Origin of the sequence: Paracoccus sp. SMMA_5_TC (assembly GCF_009696685.2) — a bacterium.
GTDB lineage: Bacteria > Pseudomonadota > Alphaproteobacteria > Rhodobacterales > Rhodobacteraceae > Paracoccus.
The window spans coordinates 556303-582115 of the sequence record NZ_CP102355.1; the positions used below are offsets into that span (position 1 = coordinate 556303).

Annotated in this window: 27 protein-coding genes and 1 tRNA gene; 15 read left to right on the top strand and 13 right to left on the bottom strand. The window is 67.2% G+C overall.

The window, feature by feature from the left end:
• Positions 1 to 60: 60 nt before the first annotated feature.
• On the bottom strand, positions 61 to 822 hold the full coding sequence (locus GB880_RS02795; protein WP_154493521.1) for a DUF1013 domain-containing protein: 762 nt from the start codon (positions 820 to 822) through the stop codon (positions 61 to 63).
• A 159-nt stretch (positions 823 to 981) separates the two neighbouring features.
• Here GB880_RS02795 and GB880_RS02800 point away from each other — a divergent pair, with 159 nt between their 5' ends.
• A complete protein-coding gene (locus GB880_RS02800; RefSeq protein WP_154493522.1) occupies positions 982 to 1620 on the top strand; it encodes a ribonuclease T2 family protein in 639 nt (212 codons plus the stop codon).
• Here GB880_RS02800 and GB880_RS02805 read toward each other — a convergent pair.
• Positions 1617 to 2606 (bottom strand): NAD(P)H-quinone oxidoreductase, encoded by a 990-nt coding sequence (locus tag GB880_RS02805; RefSeq protein WP_154493539.1) that lies wholly within the window; start codon positions 2604 to 2606, stop codon positions 1617 to 1619. The two genes, GB880_RS02800 and GB880_RS02805, sit on opposite strands and share 4 nt — an antisense overlap.
• A gap of 11 nt (positions 2607 to 2617) precedes the next feature.
• Positions 2618 to 3304 carry a COQ9 family protein gene (locus tag GB880_RS02810; protein WP_154493523.1) on the bottom strand — a complete coding sequence of 229 codons (687 nt, stop codon included), beginning with the start codon at positions 3302 to 3304 and terminating at the stop codon, positions 2618 to 2620.
• A 123-nt stretch (positions 3305 to 3427) separates the two neighbouring features.
• On the opposite strand from GB880_RS02810, the gene rpsU reads away from it, so the two are divergent.
• Positions 3428 to 3634 carry a 30S ribosomal protein S21 gene (gene rpsU / locus GB880_RS02815; protein WP_011748553.1) on the top strand — a complete coding sequence of 69 codons (207 nt, stop codon included), beginning with the start codon at positions 3428 to 3430 and terminating at the stop codon, positions 3632 to 3634.
• Between the two features lie 147 nt (positions 3635 to 3781).
• Here rpsU and GB880_RS02820 read toward each other — a convergent pair.
• The 3 genes from GB880_RS02820 to leuB form a co-directional block, all read right to left on the bottom strand.
• Positions 3782 to 3858 (bottom strand) — tRNA-Pro (locus tag GB880_RS02820).
• A 66-nt stretch (positions 3859 to 3924) separates the two neighbouring features.
• Entirely contained in the window at positions 3925 to 4878 is a 954-nt protein-coding gene (locus tag GB880_RS02825) for a DMT family transporter (RefSeq protein WP_154493524.1), read from the bottom strand.
• A gap of 54 nt (positions 4879 to 4932) precedes the next feature.
• Entirely contained in the window at positions 4933 to 6051 is a 1119-nt protein-coding gene (gene leuB, locus GB880_RS02830) for a 3-isopropylmalate dehydrogenase (RefSeq protein ID WP_154493525.1), read from the bottom strand.
• Between the two features lie 153 nt (positions 6052 to 6204).
• Between leuB and GB880_RS02835 the strand changes: the two genes are divergently transcribed.
• Together GB880_RS02835 and GB880_RS02840 are read left to right on the top strand one after the other, a co-directional pair.
• Positions 6205 to 6606, top strand: a complete 402-nt coding sequence (locus tag GB880_RS02835) for a hypothetical protein (protein WP_154493526.1) — start codon at positions 6205 to 6207, stop codon at positions 6604 to 6606.
• Positions 6607 to 6652: 46 nt separating this feature from the next.
• Positions 6653 to 7459: a uracil-DNA glycosylase gene (locus GB880_RS02840; RefSeq protein ID WP_154493527.1), complete on the top strand. Its 807-nt coding sequence runs from the start codon at positions 6653 to 6655 to the stop codon at positions 7457 to 7459.
• On the opposite strand, the gene GB880_RS02845 is transcribed toward GB880_RS02840, so the two are convergent.
• Positions 7456 to 8217, bottom strand: a complete 762-nt coding sequence (locus tag GB880_RS02845; RefSeq protein ID WP_229774377.1) for a protein-disulfide reductase DsbD domain-containing protein — start codon at positions 8215 to 8217, stop codon at positions 7456 to 7458. The genes GB880_RS02840 and GB880_RS02845 overlap by 4 nt on opposite strands.
• A 124-nt stretch (positions 8218 to 8341) precedes the next feature.
• Between GB880_RS02845 and GB880_RS02850 the strand changes: the two genes are divergently transcribed.
• Positions 8342 to 8914 carry a YqgE/AlgH family protein gene (locus GB880_RS02850; RefSeq protein WP_154493529.1) on the top strand — a complete coding sequence of 191 codons (573 nt, stop codon included), beginning with the start codon at positions 8342 to 8344 and terminating at the stop codon, positions 8912 to 8914.
• 5 nt (positions 8915 to 8919) lie between these two features.
• Here GB880_RS02850 and GB880_RS02855 read toward each other — a convergent pair whose 3' ends face one another.
• Positions 8920 to 9885, bottom strand: coding sequence for an L-threonylcarbamoyladenylate synthase (locus GB880_RS02855; RefSeq protein WP_263467271.1), 966 nt, complete (start codon positions 9883 to 9885; stop codon positions 8920 to 8922).
• 119 nt (positions 9886 to 10004) lie between these two features.
• On the opposite strand from GB880_RS02855, the gene GB880_RS02860 reads away from it, so the two are divergent.
• The 4 genes from GB880_RS02860 (at position 10005) to GB880_RS02875 (ending at position 13594) form a co-directional block, all read left to right on the top strand.
• Positions 10005 to 11696 carry an acyl-CoA dehydrogenase gene (locus GB880_RS02860; RefSeq protein WP_154493540.1) on the top strand — a complete coding sequence of 564 codons (1692 nt, stop codon included), beginning with the start codon at positions 10005 to 10007 and terminating at the stop codon, positions 11694 to 11696.
• A complete protein-coding gene (locus tag GB880_RS02865) occupies positions 11693 to 12715 on the top strand; it encodes an MBL fold metallo-hydrolase (RefSeq protein WP_263467272.1) in 1023 nt (340 codons plus the stop codon). Before GB880_RS02860 ends, GB880_RS02865 begins: the two co-directional genes overlap by 4 nt.
• A gap of 62 nt (positions 12716 to 12777) precedes the next feature.
• The gene (locus GB880_RS02870) at positions 12778 to 12930 is read left to right on the top strand and encodes an aa3-type cytochrome c oxidase subunit IV (RefSeq protein ID WP_154493530.1); all 153 of its coding nucleotides are present in this window, start codon (positions 12778 to 12780) and stop codon (positions 12928 to 12930) included.
• A 16-nt stretch (positions 12931 to 12946) separates the two neighbouring features.
• Positions 12947 to 13594, top strand: coding sequence for a hypothetical protein (locus GB880_RS02875; RefSeq protein ID WP_154493531.1), 648 nt, complete (start codon positions 12947 to 12949; stop codon positions 13592 to 13594).
• On the opposite strand, the gene GB880_RS02880 is transcribed toward GB880_RS02875, so the two are convergent.
• The 3 genes from GB880_RS02880 to GB880_RS02890 all read right to left on the bottom strand — a co-directional run bounded on the left by GB880_RS02880 (position 13579) and on the right by GB880_RS02890 (position 15667).
• Positions 13579 to 13908: an AzlD domain-containing protein gene (locus GB880_RS02880; RefSeq protein ID WP_154493532.1), complete on the bottom strand. Its 330-nt coding sequence runs from the start codon at positions 13906 to 13908 to the stop codon at positions 13579 to 13581. The two genes, GB880_RS02875 and GB880_RS02880, sit on opposite strands and share 16 nt — an antisense overlap.
• Positions 13905 to 14684, bottom strand: a complete 780-nt coding sequence (locus GB880_RS02885; RefSeq protein ID WP_154493533.1) for an AzlC family ABC transporter permease — start codon at positions 14682 to 14684, stop codon at positions 13905 to 13907. The genes GB880_RS02880 and GB880_RS02885 overlap by 4 nt, the downstream gene beginning before the upstream one ends.
• Before the next feature lie 80 nt (positions 14685 to 14764).
• The gene (locus GB880_RS02890; protein WP_154493534.1) at positions 14765 to 15667 is read right to left on the bottom strand and encodes a LysR family transcriptional regulator; all 903 of its coding nucleotides are present in this window, start codon (positions 15665 to 15667) and stop codon (positions 14765 to 14767) included.
• 135 nt (positions 15668 to 15802) lie between these two features.
• On the opposite strand from GB880_RS02890, the gene GB880_RS02895 reads away from it, so the two are divergent.
• The 4 genes from GB880_RS02895 (at position 15803) to GB880_RS02910 (ending at position 20340) form a co-directional block, all read left to right on the top strand.
• Positions 15803 to 16807, top strand: a complete 1005-nt coding sequence (locus GB880_RS02895; RefSeq protein ID WP_154493535.1) for an ABC transporter substrate-binding protein — start codon at positions 15803 to 15805, stop codon at positions 16805 to 16807.
• 8 nt (positions 16808 to 16815) lie between these two features.
• Positions 16816 to 17664, top strand: a complete 849-nt coding sequence (locus GB880_RS02900; RefSeq protein ID WP_229774378.1) for an ABC transporter ATP-binding protein — start codon at positions 16816 to 16818, stop codon at positions 17662 to 17664.
• A gap of 4 nt (positions 17665 to 17668) precedes the next feature.
• The gene (locus tag GB880_RS02905) at positions 17669 to 18475 is read left to right on the top strand and encodes an ABC transporter permease (RefSeq protein ID WP_154493537.1); all 807 of its coding nucleotides are present in this window, start codon (positions 17669 to 17671) and stop codon (positions 18473 to 18475) included.
• A 134-nt stretch (positions 18476 to 18609) separates the two neighbouring features.
• A complete protein-coding gene (locus GB880_RS02910; protein ID WP_154494600.1) occupies positions 18610 to 20340 on the top strand; it encodes an amidohydrolase family protein in 1731 nt (576 codons plus the stop codon).
• A 116-nt stretch (positions 20341 to 20456) separates the two neighbouring features.
• Here GB880_RS02910 and GB880_RS02915 read toward each other — a convergent pair whose 3' ends face one another.
• Together GB880_RS02915 and greA are read right to left on the bottom strand one after the other, a co-directional pair.
• Positions 20457 to 21455 carry a hypothetical protein gene (locus GB880_RS02915; RefSeq protein ID WP_263467273.1) on the bottom strand — a complete coding sequence of 333 codons (999 nt, stop codon included), beginning with the start codon at positions 21453 to 21455 and terminating at the stop codon, positions 20457 to 20459.
• Positions 21456 to 21471: 16 nt separating this feature from the next.
• Entirely contained in the window at positions 21472 to 21942 is a 471-nt protein-coding gene (greA, locus tag GB880_RS02920) for a transcription elongation factor GreA (protein WP_195840890.1), read from the bottom strand.
• A 267-nt stretch (positions 21943 to 22209) separates the two neighbouring features.
• Here greA and GB880_RS02925 point away from each other — a divergent pair, with 267 nt between their 5' ends.
• Positions 22210 to 23856, top strand: coding sequence for an electron transfer flavoprotein-ubiquinone oxidoreductase (locus GB880_RS02925; protein WP_154494449.1), 1647 nt, complete (start codon positions 22210 to 22212; stop codon positions 23854 to 23856).
• A gap of 107 nt (positions 23857 to 23963) precedes the next feature.
• On the top strand, positions 23964 to 25811 hold the full coding sequence (locus tag GB880_RS02930; protein WP_263467274.1) for a tetratricopeptide repeat protein: 1848 nt from the start codon (positions 23964 to 23966) through the stop codon (positions 25809 to 25811).
• Positions 25812 to 25813: the final 2 nt, after the last annotated feature.

A 25813-nucleotide genomic window follows, 5' to 3' on the forward strand; every position in this document is an offset into this window, starting at 1 on the left:
CGAAAGATCCCCCGCGGCTCGGGCCTGCGGGGGATCTCTGCGCCGTGCCGGCGGCCGGGATCAGCGGCCGCGATTCCGACCGTCGTCCTCTTCCTCGTCGCTGTCGTCGTCGGGCAGGTTGAAGAAGCTGTCGGCATCCGGTTCGGGCTGCGGCTCGGGCCGGTCGTCCTGGCCCAGGGTAAAGTTTTCCAGCCCCGCGATCGAGGACGGCAGTCGCGGCTCGTCGCCCATGGCCAGCGAGGTTTCCGTGGACAGAAGCTTGCGCCGTTCGTCATCGGTCATCGCGCCACCTTCGGCCGCCTTGCGCTTGGCCGCCTTTTGCACGGCAGCGTCAAGTTCCGACTGCCGGCACAGGCCCAGGGCCACCGGGTCGATGGGCTGCATGTTCTGGATGTTCCAATGCGTGCGCTCGCGGATCGATGCGATCGTCGGCTTGGTGGTGCCGACCAGCTTGGCGATCTGGGCATCGGCCAGTTCGGGATGGAACTTGACCAGCCACAGGATCGCATTGGGCCGGTCCTGACGCTTGCTCAGCGGCGTATAGCGCGGGCCGCGACGCTTTTCCTCGCCCTCGGCGGCGGGGTTGTGCTTCAGTTTCAGCCGATACAGCGGATTCTTCTGGCCCTTTTCGATCTCGGCCGCGTCCAGCTGGTTCGAGGCGACAGGGTCGAAGCCCTTGACCCCGGCAGCGACGTCGCCATCGGCAATGCCCTGAACCTCAAGTTCGTGCATGCCGCAGAAATCCGCGATCTGCTTGAAGCTCAGCGTGGTATTGTCGACCAGCCAGACTGCGGTGGCCTTGGCCATCAGCGGCTTGTTCATGACATTCTCCTTCACATAACTCTTCCGGCCGGGGAAAACGGCTGTGGGCGGCTGCCATTCCATTTTCTGGGGGATTGCGGCGGTATATAGGCGCATGAGGCGGCAAAATAAAGCCTGAATTTCATGGCGACCGAGCGCGGCGGCGGATAGGCTGGGGCCATGAAACTGCGCTTTGCCATCGCCTCCCTGCTGGCCGCCCTGATCGCGCCCGCGGCCCCCGCCCAGGATGTCGCCGGGCGCTTCGACTACTATGTCCTCGCGCTGAGCTGGTCGCCCAGCTGGTGCCGGGCCGAAGGCCAGAGGGAGGGGGCAGATCAATGCGATCCGCGCCGCGATCTGGGCTTTGTCGTGCACGGGCTATGGCCACAATACGAACGGGGATGGCCCAGCAACTGCCGCAGCCCTGCCCGCGGCCCCTCGCGCCGCGAGACCCGCGTCATGGCCGACATCATGGGTTCATCGGGGCTTGCCTGGCATCAATGGCGCAAGCACGGACGCTGTTCCGGGCTGGATGCCGGGCAGTATTTCGACCTGCTGCGCCAGGCCGCAGGCAGCATCCGCCTGCCGCCGCCGCTCGAGGATACCGACCGCGACCTGATGCTGTCCGCACGCGCGGTCGAGGATGCCTTCATCGCGGCCAACCCCGGCCTGGGCCGCGATGGCATCACCGTCACCTGCCGCGCCCGCGCCTTGCAAGAGGTTCGCATCTGCCTGACCCGCGACTTGCAGCCGCGCGACTGCGGCGCCGATGTCCGGCGCGATTGCGGTGGCGATTTCGTGCTGCCGGCAACCGACTAGGCGCCGGCCGGCTCCTGCGGCGCAACCTGCAACAGGATCTTGCCGACATGGGCGCTGCTTTCCATGTGGCGATGGGCCTCGACCGCGTCCTGCAGGGTGAAGCTGCTGTCGATCACCGGGCGCACCGCGCCGGCCGCGATCAGCGGCCACAGTTCATCCAGAAGCGCGCGGGCAATGCGGGCCTTGGCCCGATCCGATTGCGGCCGCAGCGTCGATCCGGTGACGGTCAGGCGGCGGGTCATGATCTGGGCAAAGTTCAGCTCGGCCTTGGCGCCGGCCAGAAAGGCGATCATCACCAGCCGGCCTTCATCGGCCAGCGCGCGGATGTTGCGGGCGATGTAGTCGCCGCCGACCATGTCGAGAATCAGATTGGCCCCGCCTTGCTTGCGCAGGATGCTGACGAAATCGGTTTCGCGGTAATTGATCGGCTGCGCGCCCAGTTCGGCGCAGGCCTGGCATTTGGCGTCGCTGCCCGCCGTGGCCCAGACCCGCGCGCCGCGCGCCCGCGCCACCTGGATCGCCATGGTGCCGATCCCGGACGAGCCGCCGTGCACCAGGAAGCGTTCGCCCGCCTGCAGCCCGCCACGCTGGATCACATTGGACCAGACGGTGAAGGCGGTTTCCGGCAGCGCCGCCGCCTCGCGCAGCGACAGCCCTGCGGGCACCGGCAGCGCATGGGCGGCCGGGCAGGTGACATATTCGGCATAGCCGCCGCCCGGCAGCAGCGCGCAGACCCGATCGCCCGCGCGCCAATGGTCGACGCCCGGCCCCACGGCCACCACCGTGCCCGCACATTCCAGCCCCGGCAGGTCCGAAGCCCCGGGCGGCGGGGCATAGGATCCCGCGCGTTGCAGCACGTCGGGTCGGTTCACCCCCGCCCAGGCCACGCGGATCAGGATCTGGCCATGACCCGCGACCGGCACCGGCCGCGTGGTCGGCCTGAGCACCTCGGCGCCGCCGGGGGCCGAGATTTCGACGGCCTGCATCACATCGGGTATCACCCTTGCCCTCCATTGTGTCGTGCCGACGCATCCGCCCGCAATCCTCCGGGCAGATTGCGCGGTTCGGGCCGCCTGATCCAGCCCGTCGCCAGGTCCGACAGCGTTCCCACCCCCGGGATGGCCCGCAGCCGTGCCTTGAGCGATTCGAATCGCATTACCCCGTCGAGCCGCCGATCCAGGAACGCGCGGGTGTCGGCCAGGTCGGGCGATTCGTCGCCCAGCCAGTAAAGAGCCGTTGCACCATAGACCGCGGACAGGGTGGCACGTTTGGAATACCAGTTCACATCCTGCGAGATGTCGCCCAGCCCTTCCCAGATCGCATCCGCGGTTTCCCACACAAGCCGCGCCCCCAGCCCGGCATGCTGGGGCAGCGCCAGCACCGACGCACCGGCGCGGGCCAGTTCCCGATCGCTCAGCCCCAACCGGTGCATGACCGCCTGGGCGACACGTTCGCGCATCCGCCCCTGCGGCGGATCGCTGGCCAGCCACTGACGGAGGGCCGCGTCGCCCTGACGGTGATAGGCCGCGGCCAGATCGGCGCCGCCGCGCGGCAGATATACCCGGGCCAGATCCGGGCTGATGCCGATGTCGCGGGCGCCCTCGACAATGGCACGATCCCCCATGCCCTCGAACACCACATGCGCCAGCGCGGCCTGGATCAGACGTTCACGTTCCTCGGTCATGATGGCCCCTTGTTCATGGTAACGGTCGCGGCCGGAAAATCTGGACAAAGGCGATTCGCCCTGTTATGAGGCCGCGTCCTGCAAATCTGTTCAACTTTAACCTAGGAAGGTGGTGACAACCACATGCAGGTAAGTGTTCGCGACAACAACGTCGAACAGGCGCTTCGCGCTCTGAAGAAGAAACTTCAGCGCGAGGGGGTATTTCGTGAAATGAAGCTCAAGCAGCATTTCGAGAAACCCTCGGTCAAGAAGGCCCGTGAAAAGGCCGAGGCCGTCCGCCGCGCCCGCAAGCTGGCGCGCAAGAAAGCGCAACGCGAAGGCGCGCTGTAAGACAAGCGACCACATGGTTCGGAAAGCCCCCGCATCGCGGGGGTTTTTCATTGGTCGCGCCGCCCCTGCCCGGAACGGTCAACATGCAACAGCAGACCCGCCGCCGTGGCAGGGGCCTGAAATATTGCATCGACAAGGGATGATGACTGGTCGGAGCGAGAGGATTCGAACCTCCGACCCCCTGCTCCCGAAGCAGGTGCGCTACCAGGCTGCGCTACGCTCCGACCGTGGGGGGCAGGTAGCCCCTGCCGGCCGGGAATGCAAGAGGGAATCGCGCGAAAACCCCTGCCTCAGTCGCGCGCGCGCAGCAGGCGTTGCAGCAGGCTCCAGCGCGGGGCGGTCACGGGTTCGGCGGCGAACTTGGCGCCGCTGGCCGGCCGCAAGGCCGAGGCGCCGCTGCGTTCGCGCATCAGGATGTAAAGCCCCGAGGCCACGATGACCGCCGCCCCGGCAAACGTGGGCAGATCTGGCCGTTCCCCGAACAGGAACCAGCCATAGGCCACTGCCCACAGCATCTGCGAATATTGCATCGGCGCGACATTGGTGGCTTCGCCCGCCTGATAGGCCAGGATCAGCAGGAACCCGGCCACCAGCCCCAGCAGCGCGATCACCCCGGTCAGCGCCAGATCGGCCAGCAGCATCGGCTGATAGGCAAGGCCCAGCGAGGCGCCGGTAATCAGGAAATTGCCGATCATCGGCCATAGCAGCAGGATGACGGTGCGCTCCGACCGACCCAGCTTGCGCACGGCGATGGCCGCCAGCGCGGTGCAGGTGGCGCCGCCCAGCGCCGCCAGATGCCCCAGCCCCAGCGCGGTCGCACCGGGACGCAGCACGATCAGCACCCCGCACAACCCCGCCAGCACCGCCAGCCAGCGGTGCAGGCCCACCCTTTCGCCCAACAGCGGCACCGACAGGACGGTCACGATCAGCGGCGTGGCGAACAACAGCGCATAGACCTGCGCCAAGGGCAGCACCGAAAAGGCATAGAAGCCGCCGATGCCCGAACCCACGATGCACAGCGACCGCAGCCCGACCCAGAACGGATTGCGCGGTCGCAGCGTGCCATGCGTGGGATCGTGCAGCAGCAGCACTGCCAGCGGCGGAAACGACAGCAGCGCCGAAAAGAACAGGATCTGCAGCGCCGGATAGGTTTCGCCCAGCAGCTTGATGATCACGTCATGGGTCGAATAAAGACCCATGGACAACAGGGCGAATACAGCGCCCCTGACATTTCCGGGCGGCATGAGACCTCGCGCAGGGTGGGCATTGCCGCGCCGGCATCCGGCGCGGCCCCCAGATTACAGCGCCGTCAGCGCCGCCACAATCGCGTCCCCCATTTCGCTGGTCGAAACCGCGCGTCCGCCCTCGGCGCCCATCAGATCGCCGGTGCGCACGCCATCGGCCAGCACCTTTTCCACCGCCTTTTCCAGCCGGTCCGCCTCGGCCCCCAGGCCGAAGGAATAGCGCAGGCACATGGCAAAGCTGAGGATGCAGGCGATCGGATTGGCCTTGCCTTGGCCGGCGATGTCGGGGGCCGAGCCGTGGACCGGCTCGTAAAGCGCCTTGGGCCGGCCATTGGCCATCGGCGCGCCCAGGCTGGCCGAGGGCAGCATCCCCAGGCTGCCGGTCAGCATCGCCGCCGCGTCCGACAGGATGTCGCCGAACAGGTTGTCGGTGACGACGACGTCGAACTGGCGCGGATTGCGCACCAGCTGCATGGCGCCGTTGTCGGCATACATGTGCGACAGTTCGACATCGGGATATTCGTTGTCATGCACCCACTGGACTTCCTCGCGCCACAGGATGCCCGATTCCATCACATTGGCCTTTTCCATCGAGCAGACGCGATTGCCGCGCTTGCGCGCCAGCTCGAAGGCCGAACGCGCCACCCGCCGCACCTCGCCCGAGGTGTAGCGCTGGGTGTTGATGCCGACCCGGCCGCCTTCGTTGGCCGGATCGTCGTCGGCGCTGATGCCGCGCGGCTCGCCGAAATAGACGCCGCTGGTCAGTTCGCGCACGATCAGGATGTCCAGACCCGCCACGACCTCGCGCTTCAGGCTGGAAAAATCGGCCAGGGCGTCAAAGCATTGCGCGGGGCGCAGGTTGGCATACAGATCCATTTCCTTGCGCAGGCGCAGCAGGCCGCGCTCGGGTTTCAGGCTGAAATCGAGAGTGTCGTATTTCGGGCCGCCCACCGCGCCCAGCAGCACCGCGTCGACCTGCTGGGCCTTGGCCATGGTGTGATCGGCCAGGGGCTTGCCGTATTTGTCATAGGCCGCGCCGCCCACCGCATCCTCGCTGACGTCGAAACGCAGGCCACGGGCGGTTTCGAACCAGCCGATGATCTTGCGCACCTCGGCCATGACTTCGGGACCGATCCCGTCGCCGGGCAAGATCAGCAGGGAATAGGAGGTCATGGCAGGAATCCTTTGTGCTGCGGGCATTGCGGCCCCCCTAGCCTTGCCGTCCCGCTGCGTCAAGTTCACGGCGAAGTGGCTTGCACCGGACCGGGGCTTGCGGCCGGATGGGCCCGGACGCGCGACCGGCGTCAGGAAGGCAAAGGAAAGATCATGTTTCACGCACGCCTTGTGCCCATCGCCCTGGTGCTGAGCGCCAGCACAGCATTGGCCGACGGCGGGTTGACGGTGCAGCTGCCCGATGTCTCGGGGCTGGATCGCGCCCAGGCCAAGGCCCTGATCGCCGAACTGGCCAATGTGAATGTCATCACCTCGAACTGTCCGGCCTATGCGATCAGCGACGGGGAATGGACGCTGATCACCGGCACCGGCGATCTGCTGGCCGCACAGCTGGGCCTGGATGCGGCCGATTACGACCGCAGCTATTACGGCCCCGCCTTCAAGCTGCTGGACGATCCCGGGGCCTGCGACCGCATCGGCCCGACCGCACGACCGCTGATCCAGCGCCTGATCGGCATGGGCGGCGGCACCACGCCGCTGGCGCCGTCGCAATAGCGGCGGATGGCTTGCCCATGGCCGCCATGCGCCCTAGCCTGCGGCCATGACGGCAGATCCAACCTATCGGGGATTCGCGCTGGATGCCGAAACGGCGCTGGCGCTGTTGCAGTGGCAGACGGAACTGGGCGCGGACGAGCCGTGTCTGGACGCGCCGCTGAACCGCTATGAGCTGAGCGAACAGGTCGATCCAGCAGTCGCGTCGGCCACCGCGGCGACCCGGCCGCCCATCGCGGCGGCGGCAGCCGCTGTCGATCCGGTGGCCCAGGCCACCACCATGGCGACCGCCGCCACCACGCTCGAGGCTCTGGCCGAGGCACAGCAGGCCTTTGACGGCATCGACCTGAAACGCGGCGCGCGCAATTTCTGCTTTGCCGATGGCCGGCCGCAGGCCCGGGTGATGATCGTGGGCGAGGCCCCCGGCGAGGAAGAGGACCGCCAGGGCCGCCCCTTTGTCGGCCGCGCCGGGCAGTTGCTGGACCAGATGTTTGCGGCCATCGGCCTGTCCCGGCAGTCTCCGGATGCGCAAACCGCGCTTTACATCACCAATGTCCTGCCCTGGCGCCCGCCCGGCAACCGCCAGCCGACGGCCGAGGAAATCGCGATGATGCTGCCGTTCCTGCATCGGCACATCCAGCTGGCCCAGCCCGAGGTGCTGGTGCTGATGGGCAATACCCCCTGCGCCGCGCTGTTGCACAAACAGGGCATCACCCGCCTGCGCGGCCAATGGCACAGGGCGCTGGACCTGCCGGTATTGCCGATGACGCATCCGGCCTATCTGCTGCGCACGCCCCTGGCCAAGCGTCAGGCCTGGCAGGATCTGCTGGCCCTGCAGGCACGGTTGCGCGATTAGTCTTTCATGCGGCAGCCGTCGAATTCGACGGCATCGCCGCCGTCGATCAGCGTCAGGCGCAGATCGGCCGGATCGACGGCAAAGGGCTTGCCGGTGCCGGCGACCAGTTCCGCGCGGGCGGTGATGCGGTCCCCCTGCCGCCCCAGTTCGGGCGCCGAAACCCAGATCTGTTCGTCTGCCATCTCGATGGCAACGTCGCTGTCGTCATCGCCATGACCCGATGGCAGGGTCGCCGTGACCTGCATGCCGTCCGCGATCGGATCGATGCGGCAGTCCGGCTGCTGTTCCGATTGTCGAGGTTGCAGCGCCATCGCCGCCTGGATGCGCGGATCGGGATCAGCGCCGGGCGGCGGCGGCACCAATGCAACCTGTGCCGGCACGCAGATATCGAGGCACAGGCCGAAATCCACCGTGACCCTTGGTTCGATCGGACCCGGGCCGGCCGGCAGCAGCTCGATGGGCAGCAGCAGCTGACGGTGATAGCCCAGCGTGCGCTCGCCGCCCGAATCGATCACCTCGGGGCGGGGCCAGATCAGCCGTGCCTGCGCCAGATTGGCCGAGCCCTGCCAGTCGAAGCGCGGCGGCATCCCGGCATCGCCGGGGCTGCGCCAGTAGGTTTTCCAGCCTGGCTCCAGCTCCAGTCGCAATGCGGTGATGCGATGACCCTGCGGCGTTTCCCAGCCGGGCAGCAATTCGGCAGAGACAAGCCCCGGCGGCAGATCCTGGGCCATGACCGGCAGCGCGGTCAGGCAAAGCATGGCAAGTGTTCTCATGCGCCCTGTCTAGCTGCGCCCGACGGCGGTGGTGAAGTCACAACTGCGGCAATCCCTTGCGAAATCCTCTCACAAATCCGATCTTGAAAGAAAGAGGACGGAGCAGATCATGGACAAGTCGAGCAACCTGACCGGCAAGATGCTGATCGCCATGCCCGGCATGCGCGACCCCCGTTTCGAGCATTCCGTGATCCTGATCTGTGCCCATTCCGAGGACGGTGCCATGGGGCTGGTGGTGAACCGCCCCATGCCCGACATCGGTTTCGGCGACCTGCTGGCGCAACTGGGGATCGAGGCCAGCGAGGACGCACTGGATATCCCCGTGCGTTTCGGCGGTCCGGTCGAACCGGGGCGCGGCTTTGTCCTGCATCGCGTGCCGCGCGACATTCAGATCGATGAAAACCGCATGCGCATCACCGACGATCTGGCGATGTCGACCACCCGCGACATTCTCGAGGATTATGCCCGCGGGCGCGGCCCGCAGCCGGCGATGCTGGCGCTGGGCTATGCCGGCTGGGGCCCGGGGCAGCTGGATTCCGAAATCCTGGCCAATGGCTGGCTGACATCGGACCGCGGCGACGAAATCATCTTCGGGGCGGACAATGCCGGAAAATGGCGCGCGGCGCTGAAGGCGCTGGGCATCGATCCGGTGGCGCTGTCGCCCAATGCCGGCCACGCCTGACGGGCCTAGCCGCGCGGCGCGGCGGCCCGGCGCAGGCGGTCGTTGATCGCCAGCCCCAATCCTGTCTGCGGCACGGGCGCCACCGCGATCGGCCGGCCCAGCGCATCGGCCTGGCGCAGCAGATCGAACAACTGCGCCGCCGCCTCGGTCAGATCACCGCCGGCGCTCAGGGTGAACCGGCCGGGCACGGGGCCGAAGCCGATCATCACCTCGTCGCCTTCAGGCTGCATCGCGTCCAGCCGCAGGGGCGCGCGGGGGGCGTAATGGCTGCTCAGCTGTCCCGGCGCCGTGGGCTGTCCGGGATCGGCGGCGCCCCGCGCCAGTGGCTGACCCAGCACCGCCTCGATCCGTTCGGCGGCGATACCGCCGGGCCGCAGCAGCAATGGTTGATCGCCCTGCCAGCCGATGATGGTCGATTCCAACCCCACCCCGCAGGGCCCTGCGTCCAGCACCGCCGCGATGCGCCCGCCAAGCCCGGTTTCCGGGTCAAGAACATGTTCTGCCCGTGTCGGGCTGATCCGCCCCGAAGGATTGGCCGAAGGTGCCGCCAGCGGCCCCCCAAATGCCTCCAGCAGCGCCCGCGCCGCCGGATGCGCCGGCACCCGGATCGCCACCGTGTCCAGCCCGGCCGTGACCAGGCCGGCGATGCCCGCATCCTCGCGCAGCGGCAGCACCAGCGTCAGCGCCCCGGGCCAGAACGCCTGCGCCAGCGCCAGCGCCGGCTCGGACAGACGGGCATGACGCGCAACCGCCGTCAGGTCGGGCAGATGCACGATCAGCGGGTTGAAGCTGGGCCGGCCCTTGGCGGCATAGATCGCCGCCACCGCGCGCCCATTGCGCGCATCGCCCGCCAGCCCATAGACGGTTTCGGTGGGCATCGCGACCAGTTCGCCCGCCGCCAGCACGGCGGCGGCTTCGGCGATGCCCTTGGCATCCGCAGGCAAGGTGCGGGTTTGAATTCGTTGCGTCAACTTCTGTTACGTCGGGTTGTGGTTGCCGACCCAAAGGCGGGGAATATGATCGTTGGCGATCAATTATGCGCCAGCATCGCCTTTGCCAAGGCGCAAGCGCAATGGGGGGAGATTACGCGATGGGCTATCAAGCACCGATCGAACAGATCGGTTTCATCCTGCGACATGTGGTATCGTTCCCGGACCTGGCCGCGACCGAGCGCTTCGCCGAGGCCAGCGACGACACGCTGACCGCCATCCTGGCCGAGGCCGGCAAGCTGGCCAGCGAGGTGATCGCCCCGGTCAACCGCGCCGGCGACCTGACGCCCGCCCGGCTGGAAAACGGCAAGCTGCGCTCATCGCCCGGGTTCGCCGATGCCTTCCGCGCCATGGCCGACGGCGGCTGGATCGGACTGGCCGCGCCGCAGGAATACGGCGGCATGGGCCTGCCGCAGGCGCTGAACATGGCGGTGAACGAGATGATGGCCTCGGCCTGTCTGGCGCTGCAACTCAACCCGCTGCTGACCCAGGGCCAGATCGAGGCGCTGGAGCATCACGGCAGCGAAACGCTGAAGGCGCTGTATCTGCCCAAGCTGATTTCCGGCGAATGGTCGGGAACGATGAACCTGACCGAGCCGCAGGCGGGGTCCGACGTGGGGGCGCTGACCACCCGCGCCGAACGCAGCGACGACGGCAGCTATCGCATCACCGGGCAAAAGATCTTCATCACCTGGGGCGACAGCGACGTGACCGAAAACGTCTGCCATCTGGTGCTGGCGCGGCTGCCCGACGGCGGCCCCGGCACCCGTGGCATCAGCCTGTTCATGGTGCCCAAGCTGATCCCCGATGCCGCAGGCCGCCCCGGGCTGGCCAACAACCTGCGCGTGGTCAGCCTGGAGCACAAGCTGGGCATCCACGGCAGCCCGACCTGCGTGATGAGCTTCGAGGGCGCGCAGGGCTGGCTTGTGGGCGAAGAGCACAAGGGCATGGCCGCCATGTTCACGATGATGAACTGCGCCCGTCTGGGCGTCGGCGTGCAGGGCGTGGCCCAGGCCGAGGCGGCCTTGCAGCAGGCGGTGGCCTATGCCCGCGACCGCAACCAGATGGGGCCGATCATCCGCCACCCCGACGTGCGCCGGATGCTGGCCGAATCGCGGGCCGAGGTTTTTGCCGCCCGCGCGATCTGCCTGGCCTGCGCCATGGCGCTGGACATGGCGCGCGCCACCGGATCGGAGGAATGGGCCGCGCGCGCCGCGCTGCTGACCCCGATCGCCAAGGCGCACGGCACCGATGTCGGGGTGCGGGTCTGCGACACCGCCGTGCAGGTGCATGGCGGCATGGGCTATGTCGAGGAAACCGGCATCGCCCAGTTCCTGCGCGACGTCCGCATCACCCCGATCTACGAAGGCACGAACGGCATCCAGGCCATGGACCTTGTCGGGCGCAAGCTGGCCGATGGCGGTCAGGCGGCGATGGCGCTGCTGGATGAAATCCTTGACGGCGCCAAGGCCGCGCAGGCGGCCCAGCCCGATCTGGCCCATCAGCTGTGGCAGGCGGCCGAAACCCTGCGCGAGGCGACGCAGGAACTGCTGGGGCGCGACATGGCCGAACGCTTTGCCGGCGCGGTGCCCTATCTGTCCGCCTTTGCCCGCGTGCTGGGTGCGCATTACCATTTGCGCGCGGCAATCCAGGGTGGCAGCGCGGTGCTGGCACGTCTCTATATCACCCGTATCCTGCCGCATTACGCTGCCGACCTGGCGGCTGCGCAGGCCGGGCTCGCCGGGCTCGAGTCGCTTGACGAGGATGCGCTGCTGGGTCAAATGGCCGGGTGATACGCAGCGAATTCCATACCCCTCCGGCCGAGGGCGAGGCGATCAAGATCGCCCCCGGCGTGCTGTGGCTGCAAATGCCGCTGCCCTTCAAGCCCGACAGCGTCAATGTCTATGCCCTGCGCGACGATGAAGGCTGGACGCTGGTCGACACCGGCATCGACAGCCGCCGCAGCCGCGCCATCTGGCAGCGCATCCTGAACGGGCCGCTGGCGGGCGCGCCGCTGCGGCGGGTCATCGCCACCCATCACCACATCGACCACATCGGTCTGGCGGGGTGGTTCCAGGCCCAGGGCGCCGAATTGCTGACATCGCGCGCCTCCTGGCTGATGGCGCGCATGGGGCTGCTGGATGTGCAGGAACGCCCGACACCGCAGGCCATGGCCTTCTGGCGGCGGGCGGGCATGCCCCCCGAGATGATCGAGGAACGCAGCCACGAACGCCCCTTCAACGCCTCGGACCTCTGCGCGCCGCTGCCGCCGGGCTATCTGCGCCTGCAGGAAGGACAGCAGATCACATTCGGCAACCGGCGCTGGCAGGTAAGGCTGGGACATGGCCATGCGCCCGAACATGTCACGCTGTGGTCGCTGGATGACGACCTGGTGCTGGGCGGCGACCAGATGCTGGCCACGATTTCCCCCAACCTGGGGGCCTATCCCACCGAACCGCTTGCCGATACCGTTGGCGACTGGCTGGAAAGCTGCGACCGGCTGGCGCCGCACGCGACCCCTGACCAGCTGGTGCTGCCAGGGCACAAGCTGCCCTATCGCGGCCTGCCAACGCGGCTGCGGCAACTGGCCGAAAACCAGCGCGCGGCACTGGACCGGCTGGAACAGGCGCTGCGGCAACAGCCGGCAAGCGCGGTGGGCTGTTTTCCCGTGCTGTATCGCCGCCCCATCGCCAAACCGGAATTCGGACTGGCCTTGGCCGAAGCGGTTGGCCATATCAACCATCTGCACGCGACCGGGCGGGTGTGGCCGGCCGGCACGACCGAATCGGGCGCGGTGCTTTGGGGGGCGTGACAGGGGCGTTGCCATCGGCTATCCCTGCCTCGACACATTCGACCGCCCAAGGGAAGCTCAGCATGGCCTCGCATCACGATTCCTCGGAACACAAGCACGGTGAAATGGACATTCGCGCCCACCAGGAAACCTTTGCGGGCTTCATCCGCGCCACCATCTGGGTTAGCGGTCTGGCACTGGCGGTTCTGGTCTTTCTGGCCCTGACCAACGCCTGATCCGGGAATCGAACGGATGCAAAGACGCGCCTTTCTTGCCTTGGCCGCGCCGGCTGTTCTGGTGGCCTGCGGTGCCGACAACCGCTGGGCCAGTGACGAGGCAGTGCGCCGCGCGCGCTATGTCTCGGACGAGCCGCCGTCGATCACCCTGTTCACGGTGATCGGAATTCCGCGCGGCGAGGGCGGCCACAGCGCGCTGATGGTCAATGCCAGCCAGCGGGTGATCTATGACCCCGCCGGCAGCTGGGAACACCCCGCCATCCCGGAGCGGCGCGACGTGCTTTACGGCATCACGCCGAATTTCAAGAATTTCTACATCGATTACCACGCGCGCGAGACCTATTGGGTGGCCGAGGACACGATCCAGGTGCCCATGGCCGTGGCCGAGGCCGCCCTGCGCGCGGTCGAGGCCCAGGGCCCCTCGAACAAGGGCTTCTGCGCCGTCAACACCGGCAAGGCCTTGCGCCGCGTGCCCGGATTCGAGGGCGCACCGACCGGGTTTTCGCCGATCAGGCTGCGGGAATGGTTCCTGACTCTGCCCGGCGTGGTCAGCAAGAAGCACATGGACGGCGATCCCGCCAACAACCACAATGTGCTGCTGCGGCAGAAAAGCGGCGTGGTGCGCGGCTATGACCAGAACGGCCAGCTTCAGCCGATCAGGTAAAGCGCCAGATACAGGCTGGCCATTCCCGACAGGATGGCCGCCAGCAGATTGCGCGTGACCAGACCCACCGCCACCGTGACCAGCGCCGCCAGCATCCGCGCCGGATCGGGCTGGCCATGGGTCGCGGCCGGCCAGACCACCAGCGGCGCCACGATCGCCGGCAGCACCCCGACCGCGGTATAGCGCAGCAGGCGCTGTGCCCAGACCGGCAGCGGACGGTCGCCCAGCGCCCCCAGGAACGACCAGCGCAGCCCATAGGTGCCCAGCGCCAGCGCTAGGATGATGATCCAGATGGTGCCGCTGCTGTAGTTCATGCCGTGTCCGCCTTGCGCCTTTCGATCCAGGTCTCGACCAGGGCACCGGTCATCATCGCCAGCGGCGCCGCGATGAACAGCCCCAGCCCCGAGGGCAGGAATGCCAGCAGCAGCGAGGCCGCCACCGCCACGAAGGCCGCCGCCAGATGCGGGATGCTGCGCAAGGTCGGCGCGATCAGCGCGATGAAGGTGATCGGCATGGCGAAATCCAGCGCCCAGCTTTCGGGGATCGCCTGTCCCAGCCAGACCCCCAGCAGTGTTGCCAGAAACCAGGGCACGCAGGTGGCAAACACCGTGCCCAGGAAATAGGCGACGCGCTGACGCACGCTCAGGCGCGGGAATTTCTCGTAATGCTGCAACGCCAGGGCATAGTTCTGATCGACCAGCACATAGGAAATCCACGCCCGGTGCCGGGCCGGGGCCGCGCCCAGCCAGGGCACCAGCGATGCCGAATACATCGCCATGCGCAGATTGACCGCGATGGCCGACAAGATGACGATCAGCGCCGGGGCATGATCGGTCATCAGCTGCACGGCGGTGAACTGCGACGCCCCCGCCAGCACCAGCACGGTAAAGCCCATGATCTGCGGAAGGTTCAGCCCCGCGTCCGAGGCCATGACCCCGAACAGCATCCCAAAGGGCAGCAGCACCAGGATGAAGGGCAGCGATTGCACGAAACCGTCGCGCACGCATTGCGCCGGGGTGCGGGCCAGGGCGCGATGCTGTTCGGGCGATAGGGCATCGCCCGCGGGGGCGGGATCGGCAAGGGCGGACATGACCTGAAGAACGTCGATTGGGAAAGATGCGCCCAGATAGTCCCATTCCGCCGCCAAAGGCAAGCCGCGCCGTCCCCCTCTCAGCCGACGGCGGCGCTGAGCGCGCGGGCCAGTTCCTCGGCGAACATGGTGGCGGCCAGGCCCATCACGCGCTTGTCGCGCTGCACCACCGCCAGGATGTTCTTGCCCGAAACGAATTCCCGCACCGGCCGATAGGTCAGCAGGCCGTTCACCTGTTCCTGGGCGATGTCCACCTTGCTCAGAAAGGCGATGCCGGCGCCCGAAATCGCCAGCGCCTTCATCGCCTCGACCGAGTTGGTCAGGAATGTCGGCCGGAAATCCAGCCCGGCGCTGTCGAAGGCGTCGCGAATGATGCCCTGCAACAGCATCGTGTGATCGGCCAGGATCAGCGGATAGGATTGGCACATCGCCAGCGGCAGCGATTTCATCGCCGCCAGCGGATGACCTGGTGTCAGAACCGCGCCCAGGCGGGCCTCGACATTGGCCAGCACCTCCAGCGGCGGCAGGTTGGGCAGGTTGAAGGCCACGCCAAGATCGGCCTTGGCATCGGTCACCGCCTGGACGATGTCGGGGGCGAACATCATGTGGATCGACAGCCGCACCTGCGGGTGGCGGGCCTGGAACGCCGCCGCGGTATGGGCGACGATGCCGCCGGCAAGCCCGTTCATCGTCGCCACGATCACCTCGCCGCCCTGCAGGGTCTTGAGATCGCGGATCTCGGCCTGGACCTGGGAATATTCCTTCAGCGTGCGGCGGGCATGGGCCAGCAGGATTTCGCCCGCCGGGGTCGGACGCAGCCCGCGCGGCAGCCGCTCGAACAACGGCTCGCCGATCTGATCCTCGAGTTTCAGCAGATGCTTGTTGATCGCCGAGGCGGCGATGCGCAGCCGCTCGGACGCGCCGCGGATCGAGCCGCAGCGCGCCACCTCGTCCAGATAGCGCAAGGTGCGGGAGTGAAGCATGGCAGGCCCTTTGAACCGTTCTCGAAACGCGCACGGACAATAGCCGATAAGATGCTTTTCAGAAACGATTCGATGGCTTTTGATGAAAGGGTCACGGCGGGCGCCACAAGCCGCCGGATCAACAGGAGGATCACCATGCCGTTTGCCGACTTCACCCTTTCCCGGCTGACCCGGGCTGCGGTCGCCGCGCTTGCGCTGACCGGCGCGGCCACCGCCGCCGCTGCCGAGGAGCTGGAAAAGGTCACTCTGATCACCAGCTGGTATGCCCAGGCCGAACACGGCGGCTTCTACCAGGCCAAGGCCACCGGCCTTTACGAAAAGGAAGGCCTTGACGTCACCATCAAGATGGGCGGGCCGCAGGTCAACAGCATGCAGCTGCTGCTGGCCGGCGAGGCCGATTTCGCCAACGGCTACGATTTCCAGGTGCTGGGCGGCGTTGAAAACAACCTGCCCGTGGTCGCCGTCGCCGCGATGATGCAGCACGACATGAACGGCATCGTCACCCATCCCGATGTGAAAAGCCTGGATCAGCTGAAGGACAAGACGCTGCTGATGGCCACCAACGCGCGCACCTCGTGGTGGCCGTGGCTGAAGATGACCTACGGGCTCGAAGATTCGCAGGTCAAACCCTATACCTTCAACATCCAGCCCTTCATCATCGATCCCGATGCCGCCCAGCAGGCGTTCCCGACCTCGGAACCCTATTCGCTGCAAAAGCAGGGCGTGGACCACAATTTCTTCCTGCTGGCCGATGCCGGCTATCCGCCCTATGGCGTGACCACCGTCACCCGCCGCGACGTGATCGAACAGAAGCCGGAAGTGGTCGAACGCTTCCTGCGCGCCTCGGTCGAGGGCTGGAAAAGCTATCTTCAGGATCCGGCCCCCGCCAATGTCCTGATCAAGGAAGCCAACCCCAAGATGAGCGACGATCTGCTGGATTTCGCCGTCAAGCGGCTGAAGGAAATGCAGATCATCACCGGCGGCGACGCGGCCACCCAGGGCATCGGCATCATGACCCCCGAACGCTGGAAGGCCAGCTATGACTACATGGTCTCGGCCGGGATGCTGAAGCCGGAAACCGACTGGCAAAAGGCGTTCACCACCGATTTCGTCAAGAACCTGCGCGTGATCGCGCAATGAGGTCCGACATGGCACAGACCACCGCCCTCAGACAGTTCGCACAGACGGAGACCCAGCCCTTGCAGCGCCGCCCCGTCATCGAGATCAACGGCGCCGAAAAGACCTTCGGCAATGGCTTTCGCGCGCTGGAACCGGTCGATCTGACCGTGCGCGAAGGCGAGTTCCTGACCCTGATCGGTCCTTCGGGCTGCGGGAAAAGCACGCTTCTGGGCCTGATGACCAACCTGCTGCAACCCTCGGCCGGCCAGGTGAAATGGTGGGGGGACAGTTTCGAGCGGACCGGCACCCCCGGCAAGTCGCTGTCGATCGTGTTCCAGGACGCCACCCTGATGCCCTGGGCCTCGATCGAAGCCAATGTCCGCCTGCCGCTGGACCTCGCCGGGGTGCCCAGGTCCGAAAGCACCCCGCGGGTGCGCGCGGCGCTGGAAAAGGTCGGCCTGAAGGGCTTTGGCGACCGGCTGCCGCGCCAGCTTTCGGGCGGCATGCGGATGCGGGTGTCGATCGCGCGTTCGCTGGTGACCGAACCCGACCTGCTGCTGATGGACGAACCCTTCGGCGCCCTGGACGAGTTCACCCGCAACAAGCTGGACGCCGACCTGCTGGATCTGTGGCGCGAACGCAATCTGAGCATCGTTTTCGTGACCCATTCGATCTACGAGGCGGTGTTCCTGTCCAGCCGCGTGGTGGTGATGGCGGCCCGGCCGGGGCGGATTTCGCGCATCATCGACATCGACGTGCCCGGCCCGCGGGACGAGGAATTCCGCGGCAGCCCGCGATTCGCCGCGCTGTGCGCCGAGCTTTCGGCGGCGCTGCGCGAGGCCTCGGACCAGTCCGGCAGCCATCCGCAAGACGAGTGATCCCATGAACCACAAACTCCTCGACGCCGATTTCCTGACCCGCACCATCGGCCCGATCGCCGTCGGCCTGGGCATCCTGGTGCTGTGGCAGGTGCTGTGCACCGTCTATCAGGTGCCGATCTATCTGTTTCCCAAGCCGACCGACATCTGGGCCAGCTTCGTCAACGACCTGCCGGCGCTGATGCGGGCGCTGAAGGTGACGATGATGGTGACGCTGCAGGCATTCGTGCTGGCGGTGGTGGTGGGCACGCTGATCGCCTTTCTGTTCAACCAGAGCAGGATCCTGGAAGCCTGCCTGTTTCCCTATGCCATCATCCTGCAGGTCACCCCGATCGTCGCCATCTCGCCACTCATCATCATCCTGATCAAGGATACCCGGCTGGCGCTGACCGTTTGCGCCGCCATCGTGGCGCTGTTCCCGATCATCTCGAACACCACTCTGGGACTGCGCAGCGTCGATCCGGGGCTGGTCAACCTGTTCAAGGCCAATCGTGCCTCGCGCCTGCAGACGCTGATCCGCCTGCGGATCCCCAGCGCCCTGCCCTATTTCTTTGCCGGCCTGCGCATCTCGAGCGGCCTGGCGCTGATCGGGGCGGTGGTTGCGGAATTCGTCGCCGGCACCGGCGGTCTGGGATCGGGCCTGGCCTACGAGATCCTGCAGGCGGGCTTTCAGCTCAACATTCCGCTGATGTTCGCGGCACTTGGCCTGATCACCGCCTTGGGCATCCTGCTGTTCCTGGCGATGGCGTGGCTGTCCAACAAGGCCATCGGTTCCTGGCACGAAAGCGCCGCCGCCGACCGCGCCGGCTGACCTGCGTCCCGGCCCGGCACCATCGGCCGGGCCGCCCCTTCCCCCTTCCCGCCGACCCGCGCCCTGCCGCCGCCGGACCGCCCGGTCCGGCCGGCCCTGCCGACGGCGCCCTTCAGACACAAGGACTGACTTCGATGTATGATTCCGCCACCAACGCCGCCACCGAATACGAAAAGGTCCGCCGGATCTTTGCCATCCTGAACGGCGAGGCCGAGGCCGACCTGCTGCTGACCAATCTCAACATCCTCGATGTGCATGGCGAGACGGTCTATCACGGCTCGATCCTGGTCCATGACCAGCGCATCATCGCGCTGAACCCCGACGCCGAAGCGATCAAGGTGCGCGACACCTTCGACGGCCAGGGGCTTTACGCCATCCCCGGCCTGATCGACGCGCATCTGCATTTCGAATCGCAGCTGGCCCATCCCACCGCCCTGGCCGAGGCGATGGTGCCCTGCGGCACCACCACCATCTATGCCGAATGCCTGGACCTGCTCAGCGCCGCCGGCGAACAGGGCGCCGAGGTCGCGCGCGGGCTGTTTCGCGACTACGACCGGCTGCCCTATCGCCTGTTCGCCTTTGCCCCCGGCAAGAAAACCTCGGCCGAGGTCACGCGGGCGGTGCTGGACATGGAACCGGTCATCGGCCTGGGCGAGTTCGAGCATTTCACCTATTCCTCGGGCGACGAGGACGATTTCCGCAAGGCCGCCTGGGTGCGCGAAAAGGGCGGCTTCATGAACGGCCACTGGGGCGTCACCGCGCTTTCGGACATGGTGCTGAACTACCTGCCCGCCATCGGCGTGTCGAACAACCATGACGTCTGGACCGGCGATGACATCGAAAAAAGCATCCGCTACGGCTTTCCGACCCATATCAAGTTCGGCGTCGGCAGCAACGAGGTCATCAAGACGCTGTTGCGCGCGATCGTGAACCGCAAGTTCCCGACCGACAATTTCATGCTGTGCACCGACAACATCTCGGTCCAGCGGCTGCAGAACCAGGGGCATATGGACTGGATCATCTCGCTGTGCGCGGAAATGGGCATCGACCCGATCAAGGCGATCAAGATGGCGACGCTGAACACCGCGCGCTCCTTTCACATGGACGACAAGCTGGGCTCGCTGACGCCCGGGCGCTATGCCGATATCGTGCTGACCGACAGCCTGTCGCGGATCAAGCCGCTTTACGTGTTCAAGGACGGGGTGCTGGTGGCCCAGGGCGGCAAGCTGCTGCAGAACGCCCGCATCGACTATTCGGCGATGCGCACGCCGGCGGTGCCAGGCCTGGACGATCTGCGGGCCGAGGATCTGGACATCGTGCCGCTCGAGATCGACGGCGACCGCGCCAAGGTCATCCTGTTCGATGTCTACGGCCGCGGCCACGCCAGGTTCAACCAGGAAGTCTGGGTGCCCTATCGCAACGGCAAGGTGGTGCCCGAACTGGACGGCCAGCCGCTGAGCCGGCTGTCGGTGGTGCAGCGCTATGCCGACGGGCCGCGCCATGTTGTCAACGGGTTGTTCAAGGGGGTGAACATCCAGCGCGGCGCGGTCGCCACCTTCTGGCCGGCGCCCAAACCCTATTTCGTGGCGGTCGGTCAGGACAGCGACGAAATGGCCTTCTGCCTGAAGCAGGTGGACCAGTATTCCGGCGCCTGCATCGTCAGCGAGGGCCATCGCGTGACCAGCGTCCTGCCGCTGGAAATCCACGGCGTCATGGCCGACATGGACCTGGATGAACTGAACACCCGCACCAGCGCCATCGACGCAGCCCTGGCCCAGCTGGGCAATCGCAACGAAGGCGAGCCGGTGGTGAACAAGCTGCTGAGCCTGTTCATCTCGCTGCACCGTTTCCGGTTCCTGGAATAGGCGGCACGCTACCGCGCCGAAACCGGGGTCGCGCCAGCACGGCGCGGCCCTTTTTGCCGTGATCTTGCAGGGATGCCTGGCGGTGCGCCACGGGCGCTGGCCCCAGCCCGGCGCGATCAGTCCCGTTCGGCCTCGGCCGGCTGCGGCGCCCCGTCCTGGGCATGGGTGCCCTGGGGGTCGGCCGGGCGCGTCGCGCCGCCGGTCATGCCGCTGACCTGGGCCAGCAGCACGAAGGCACGGCCCGACCGGGTTTCGGCCAGCATCGCCAGAAGCTGCGGGTCGCTGTCCTGGGCGCGGGCGGCCAGCAGGCGGTCGAAATGGCGCAGGAAATGCTGCGCCACATCGCGAAACACCGGATCGTCGCGCATCAGCGCCGCGGCGCTGTCCAGCGCTGCCCGGTCCTCGATCCCCGCCAGCGCCGCGACGCCGGCCCCACGCTCGCCGGCGGCGAATCGCTGCCACAAGCCGGGGTCGGCGGGATGCCCGCTGGTCAGCTCGTCCATGTAGACGCCTTGCGCCGCCAGCAGCGTCACCACGTCCTGCGCCGCCCGGATCAGCCGGGCAAGTTCGGGATGTGCCAGCCCCAGCCGCAGGCAGCGGATCGCCTCGTGATCCTCGGGTCCGTCAGGGAAGTTCAGGGCATGGAACAGTTCGGCCGGGGTCAGCGGCGGCGGCGGCGGATCCAGTTCCAGCTGCGCCTGACGCTGATCGGCCGCGCGCGCGGGGACGGACGCGCGGCCCCGCGCCATGGCCTGGGGGGCGTGCGCAAGGCCCTGCGTGGCGCGCGCTTCGCCGCCAGCGGCGCCGGGGGGGGTTGCACCCTCCTGCATGCGCGCCAGAGCCGCGCGCAGCTCCATCGCCTCTTGGCGCAGCAACGACAGGCTGCGCGCCGACCAGACGGCCAGCCAGATCAGCGCCAGCGGCAGGATCACCCCCACCCACCAGATCAGCCGCGCAGCCACGCCCGTCTCGACCGGTTCGGCCGGTTCGGGGGACATCAGCACGAACACACCCACCAGCAACAACCACGCCAGGCTGACGCCCACGCCGATCGCCAGCACACGGCTGCGCGCCTGTTCGGCGGCGATCCGGCGCAGGACATCAAGCGTGCTCATGGGGGATCACCCTGCCTCAGACATACCGGATCGAGATGATCTCGTAGGATTTGCCACCCCCCGGGGTCACAACCTCGACGCTGTCGCCTTCGTCCTTGCCGATCAGCGCCCGCGCCAGCGGCGAACGGATGTTCAGCAGCCCGCGTTCCAGATCGGCCTCGGCCTCGCCGACGATCTGATAGGTGCGCTCTTCCTCGGTATCCTCGTCCAGCAGGGTGACGGTGGCGCCGAACTTGACGCTGCCGTTCAGCTTGCTGGGGTCGATCACCTCGGCGCGAGAGATGATCATTTCCAGTTCCTTGATGCGACCCTCGACAAAGCTCTGCTTTTCGCGGGCGGCGTGATATTCGGCGTTTTCGGACAGATCGCCGTGTTCGCGCGCCTCGGCGATGGCGCGGATCACCGCCGGACGCTCGACCGAGCGCAATTCGCGCAGCTCCTCGTCAAGCTGGTCATAGCCCGCGCGGGTCATCGGTATCTTTTCCATTCCAGTCCTTCCGGTCGCTGTTGCGACCCACGTCAACGCGAAACAGGTTTGGCAAACGCCCCCGGCCTGCGGCCAGGGGCGCTGCGAATTCCAGAGCGCATCGTGGCCCGAAGCGCCCGGCGTTTCAAGCCCTGCGCAAGGCAACGCGCGACAGACCGCGCGCAATGGCCGGAATGCGCCATTGCTGCGTCGCGTCCGCATTGCGCGCAAGAATGTTACGCGTTAGGAGTTTTGCGCATCATCAAGCCAGGGAGCGGGAACCGAGCCATGTCCGAGATCACGCGCGAAGCGATGGAATATGACGTTGTGATCGTGGGCGGTGGCCCCGCAGGCCTGTCCGCGGCGATCCGGCTGAAACAGATCAACCCCGAACTTTCGGTGGTGCTGCTGGAAAAGGGTTCGGAAATCGGCGCGCATATCCTGTCGGGCGCGGTTCTGGACACGGCCGGGCTGGACCGGCTGATCCCCGACTGGAAGGATCGCGGCGCGCCCATCCATACCGAGGTCACCAGCGACAATTTCTACATCCTGGGCCCGCAGGGGGAAATGCGGGTGCCGAACTGGCCGATGCCGCCCCTGATGTCGAACCACGGCAAGTATATCGTCAGCATGGGCAATGTCTGCCGCTGGCTGGCCGAACAGGCCGAGGCGCTCGAGGTCGAGATCTTTCCCGGCATGGCCTGTTCGCAGCTGGTCTACGAAGGCGACCGCGTGGTCGGCGTCGTTGCCGGGGAAATGGGTCTGGACGCCGACGGCAATCCGGGACCGGCCTATGAGCCGGGCATGGAGCTGCGTGGCAAATATGTGCTGATCGCCGAAGGCGTGCGCGGCAGCCTGGCCAAGGAACTGATCGCCAGATACGACCTTTCGGCCGGGCATGAGCCGCAGAAATTCGGCATCGGCATGAAGGAAATCTGGGAAATTCCCGCCGAAAAGGCCCGCCCCGGCACCGTCATCCACACCATGGGCTGGCCCCTGGGCAAGAACGCCGGCGGCGGCAGCTTCATCTATCATCTCGAAGGCAATCAGGTGCTTGTGGGCTTTGTCGTGCACCTGAACTACGCCAACCCCTATCTTTACCCCTATATGGAGTTCCAGCGCTTCAAGCACCATCCTATGGTGGCCGAGCTGCTGGCCGGCGGCAAGCGCGTGGCCTATGGCGCGCGGGCGATTTCCGAAGGCGGCTGGCAGTCCATCCCCAAAATGACGGTGCCGGGGGCGGCGCTGCTGGGCTGTTCGGCCGGTCTGGTGAACGTGCCGCGCATCAAGGGCAACCACAACGCCATGCTGTCGGGCATCGCCGCAGCCGAGGCAGCGGCCGCCGCCATTGCCGCTGGCCGCGAAGGCGACGAGCTGACCGATTATGAGGCCGAGGTGCGCCAGGGCCCGATCGGCAAGGACCTGCGCCCGGTGCGCAACGTCAAGCCGATCTGGTCCAAGCTGGGGCTGTGGCCGTCGCTGGCGCTGGGCGGGCTGGACATGTGGGTGGCCAACCTGACCGGCTGGAACCCTCTGGGCACATGGAAACATGGCAAGACCGACGCCGCCGCCACCGGCAAGGCCGCCGATTTCCAGCCGATCGACTATCCCAAGCCCGATGGCAAGCTGTCCTTCGACCGGCTGACCAACGTCGCGTTTTCCTTTACCAATCACGAGGAAAGCCAGCCCTGCCACCTGAAGCTCAAGGATCCTTCGGTGCCGATCCGGGTCAACCTGCCCGAATATGCCGAACCGGCGCAGCGCTATTGCCCGGCCGGGGTCTATGAGGTGCTCGAAGGCCCCGACGGTCCGAAGTTCCAGATCAACTTCCAGAACTGCGTCCATTGCAAGACCTGCGACATCAAGGATCCCAGCCAGAACATCAACTGGACCACGCCGCAGGGCGGCGACGGGCCGAATTACCCGAACATGTGATCGGGGCGGGCTGGGGCAGAACCGGCGCGGCGTTGCCCTGCGGCGTCGCCCCGGCTAGGGTCGCGGCCGCGAATAGCAAGGACTGGGCCCGAACCGTGACCTCTCGAATGATCCCGCTGGCGCTGATCGCGCTGACCGCCGCCCCCGTGCTGCCGACGGGCCTTGCCGGTCCGGCAGCAGCCCAGACCCAGGCGCCGGCGGCGGCGCCCGACACGACGCCCGCCGACAGCGCGCGCCCCGCGCATCGCCCGGAAGATTCTGCGGCACCCGCCGATCTGCGCGGGCTGTCGGGCCCCTATCTGGCCGCGCGCATGGCGGCGGTCGAAAACGATTATCCGGCCGCCGCCAATTACTATCTGCAGGCGCTGGCCCAGGACGACACCGACCCCTATCTTCAGGACAGCGCGCTGGTGGCGCTGATTTCCGCCGGAGAGATGGAGCGCGCCACGGCGCTTGCCCTGACCATGGCCGACCAGGGCCGGGCAACCGAGCTGGCGCGGCTGTTGCAGCGTGCGGAACTGGCGCGTGCTGGACGCTGGGACGATCTGGTGGCCGCCATCGACGCCGCGCCGCCCGGCGACACTGCCACGGATGGGATGGCCGGGGCCACGCTGATCGACGGGATGATGCGGGCCTGGGCGCTGCTGGGTGCCGGCAAGGCTGGCGAGGCACTTTCGGCCTTCAAGGAACTGGCCAAACTGCCCGGTGCCGGACCGATGGTGAATTACCATCTCGCGCTGGCCCAGGCGAAGGTCGGCGACTACGAGGGCGCCGAACTGCTGCTGGCGCGCCCCGAAACCGGCGCACATCTCATGGGGCTGATCGCACGCGTGCAGATCCTGTCGCAGCTTGAACGCAACCGCGACGCGCTGAAGCTGCTGGACGACACCCCCGGCCATGCCGAAGAACCGCAGTTGCGCGCCCTGCGCGAACGACTGTCGCGCGGCGAGACGCTGCCCTTTGACGCCATCCGCGGCCCCGCCGACGGGATCGCGCAGGTGTTTCTGACCTTCGGCTCGGTGCTGGGGGGCGACGACGAGATGGACCCGCTGGCGCTGATCCATGCGCGGCTGGCCGCCTATCTGGCCCCCGACATGGGCGAGGCGCATCTGCTGGCCGCGCAGCTTCTGCAGGGGGTGGGGCAGTTCGACCTGGCGGAACGCGAATTCGAGCGGCTGCGCGAACTGGGCGACATGCGCCCCGTGGCCGAACTGACCCGCATCGATGCGCTGGCCCGCGCCCAGCGGCTGGATGACGCCGAAAAGGCGGCGCTGGCCCTGACCGCCGCCCATCCCGAACTGGCCCAGGGCTGGATCGCGCTGGGCGATCTGCTGCGGCAACAGGACAAGTTCCAGCAGGCGGTGCCCGCCTATGACAAGGCGCTGTCGCTGATCCCGGAATCGGATGCCGAGGCGCGCTGGTTCCCGCTTTATGCCCGCGGCATCGCGCTGGAACGCGCCGGCCAGTTCCCGCGCGCCGAGGCCGACTTCCGCGCCGCGCTGAAGATCCGGCCCGATTCCGCGCAGGTGCTGAACTATCTGGGCTACAGCCTGGTCGATCGTAACCAGAACCTGGAGGAAGCCCTGCGCCTGATCCAGCGCGCGGTCGAGCTGCGCCCGGACGACGGCTATATCCTGGATTCGCTGGCCTGGGCCTATTTCCGTCTGGGACGCTATGCCGAAGCCGTGGCCCCGATGGAACGGGCCGTCGCCGCCATGGCCGGCGATTCGCTGGTCAATGACCACATGGGCGACATCTACTGGATGGTCGGCCGCAAGCGCGAGGCGCAGATCCAGTGGCAGCGCGCCCTGTCGCTGAAGCCGGAAAAGGAAGAGGACGCCCGCCGCATCCGTGCCAAGCTGGAAAGCGGGCTGGACGCGGTGCTGGAACAGGAAAAGGCCAATGGCGGTCGTCTGCCGCCGGCGCGCAGTCCCGATGCGCCCAAGGCCGACTGACC

What these genes read in the sequence shown, in the direction of transcription:
- GB880_RS02890 (WP_154493534.1), bottom strand. Translation starts at nt 15,667, where the DNA reads ATGCTTCACTCCCGCACCTTGCGCTATCTGGACGAGGTGGCGCGCTGC.
- GB880_RS02840 (WP_154493527.1), top strand. Translation starts at nt 6,653, where the DNA reads ATGACGGCAGATCCAACCTATCGGGGATTCGCGCTGGATGCCGAAACG.
- GB880_RS02835 (WP_154493526.1), top strand. Translation starts at nt 6,205, where the DNA reads ATGTTTCACGCACGCCTTGTGCCCATCGCCCTGGTGCTGAGCGCCAGC.
- GB880_RS02875 (WP_154493531.1), top strand. Translation starts at nt 12,947, where the DNA reads ATGCAAAGACGCGCCTTTCTTGCCTTGGCCGCGCCGGCTGTTCTGGTG.
- GB880_RS02795 (WP_154493521.1), bottom strand. Translation starts at nt 822, where the DNA reads ATGAACAAGCCGCTGATGGCCAAGGCCACCGCAGTCTGGCTGGTCGAC.
- GB880_RS02870 (WP_154493530.1), top strand. Translation starts at nt 12,778, where the DNA reads ATGGCCTCGCATCACGATTCCTCGGAACACAAGCACGGTGAAATGGAC.
- GB880_RS02900 (WP_229774378.1), top strand. Translation starts at nt 16,816, where the DNA reads ATGGCACAGACCACCGCCCTCAGACAGTTCGCACAGACGGAGACCCAG.
- GB880_RS02925 (WP_154494449.1), top strand. Translation starts at nt 22,210, where the DNA reads ATGTCCGAGATCACGCGCGAAGCGATGGAATATGACGTTGTGATCGTG.
- GB880_RS02915 (WP_263467273.1), bottom strand. Translation starts at nt 21,455, where the DNA reads ATGAGCACGCTTGATGTCCTGCGCCGGATCGCCGCCGAACAGGCGCGC.
- greA (WP_195840890.1), bottom strand. Translation starts at nt 21,942, where the DNA reads ATGGAAAAGATACCGATGACCCGCGCGGGCTATGACCAGCTTGACGAG.
- GB880_RS02825 (WP_154493524.1), bottom strand. Translation starts at nt 4,878, where the DNA reads ATGCCGCCCGGAAATGTCAGGGGCGCTGTATTCGCCCTGTTGTCCATG.
- GB880_RS02880 (WP_154493532.1), bottom strand. Translation starts at nt 13,908, where the DNA reads ATGAACTACAGCAGCGGCACCATCTGGATCATCATCCTAGCGCTGGCG.
- GB880_RS02845 (WP_229774377.1), bottom strand. Translation starts at nt 8,217, where the DNA reads ATGCTTTGCCTGACCGCGCTGCCGGTCATGGCCCAGGATCTGCCGCCG.
- GB880_RS02885 (WP_154493533.1), bottom strand. Translation starts at nt 14,684, where the DNA reads ATGTCCGCCCTTGCCGATCCCGCCCCCGCGGGCGATGCCCTATCGCCC.
- GB880_RS02800 (WP_154493522.1), top strand. Translation starts at nt 982, where the DNA reads ATGAAACTGCGCTTTGCCATCGCCTCCCTGCTGGCCGCCCTGATCGCG.
- GB880_RS02905 (WP_154493537.1), top strand. Translation starts at nt 17,669, where the DNA reads ATGAACCACAAACTCCTCGACGCCGATTTCCTGACCCGCACCATCGGC.
- GB880_RS02895 (WP_154493535.1), top strand. Translation starts at nt 15,803, where the DNA reads ATGCCGTTTGCCGACTTCACCCTTTCCCGGCTGACCCGGGCTGCGGTC.
- rpsU (WP_011748553.1), top strand. Translation starts at nt 3,428, where the DNA reads ATGCAGGTAAGTGTTCGCGACAACAACGTCGAACAGGCGCTTCGCGCT.
- GB880_RS02850 (WP_154493529.1), top strand. Translation starts at nt 8,342, where the DNA reads ATGGACAAGTCGAGCAACCTGACCGGCAAGATGCTGATCGCCATGCCC.
- GB880_RS02810 (WP_154493523.1), bottom strand. Translation starts at nt 3,304, where the DNA reads ATGACCGAGGAACGTGAACGTCTGATCCAGGCCGCGCTGGCGCATGTG.
- leuB (WP_154493525.1), bottom strand. Translation starts at nt 6,051, where the DNA reads ATGACCTCCTATTCCCTGCTGATCTTGCCCGGCGACGGGATCGGTCCC.
- GB880_RS02860 (WP_154493540.1), top strand. Translation starts at nt 10,005, where the DNA reads ATGGGCTATCAAGCACCGATCGAACAGATCGGTTTCATCCTGCGACAT.
- GB880_RS02930 (WP_263467274.1), top strand. Translation starts at nt 23,964, where the DNA reads ATGATCCCGCTGGCGCTGATCGCGCTGACCGCCGCCCCCGTGCTGCCG.
- GB880_RS02805 (WP_154493539.1), bottom strand. Translation starts at nt 2,606, where the DNA reads ATGCAGGCCGTCGAAATCTCGGCCCCCGGCGGCGCCGAGGTGCTCAGG.
- GB880_RS02910 (WP_154494600.1), top strand. Translation starts at nt 18,610, where the DNA reads ATGTATGATTCCGCCACCAACGCCGCCACCGAATACGAAAAGGTCCGC.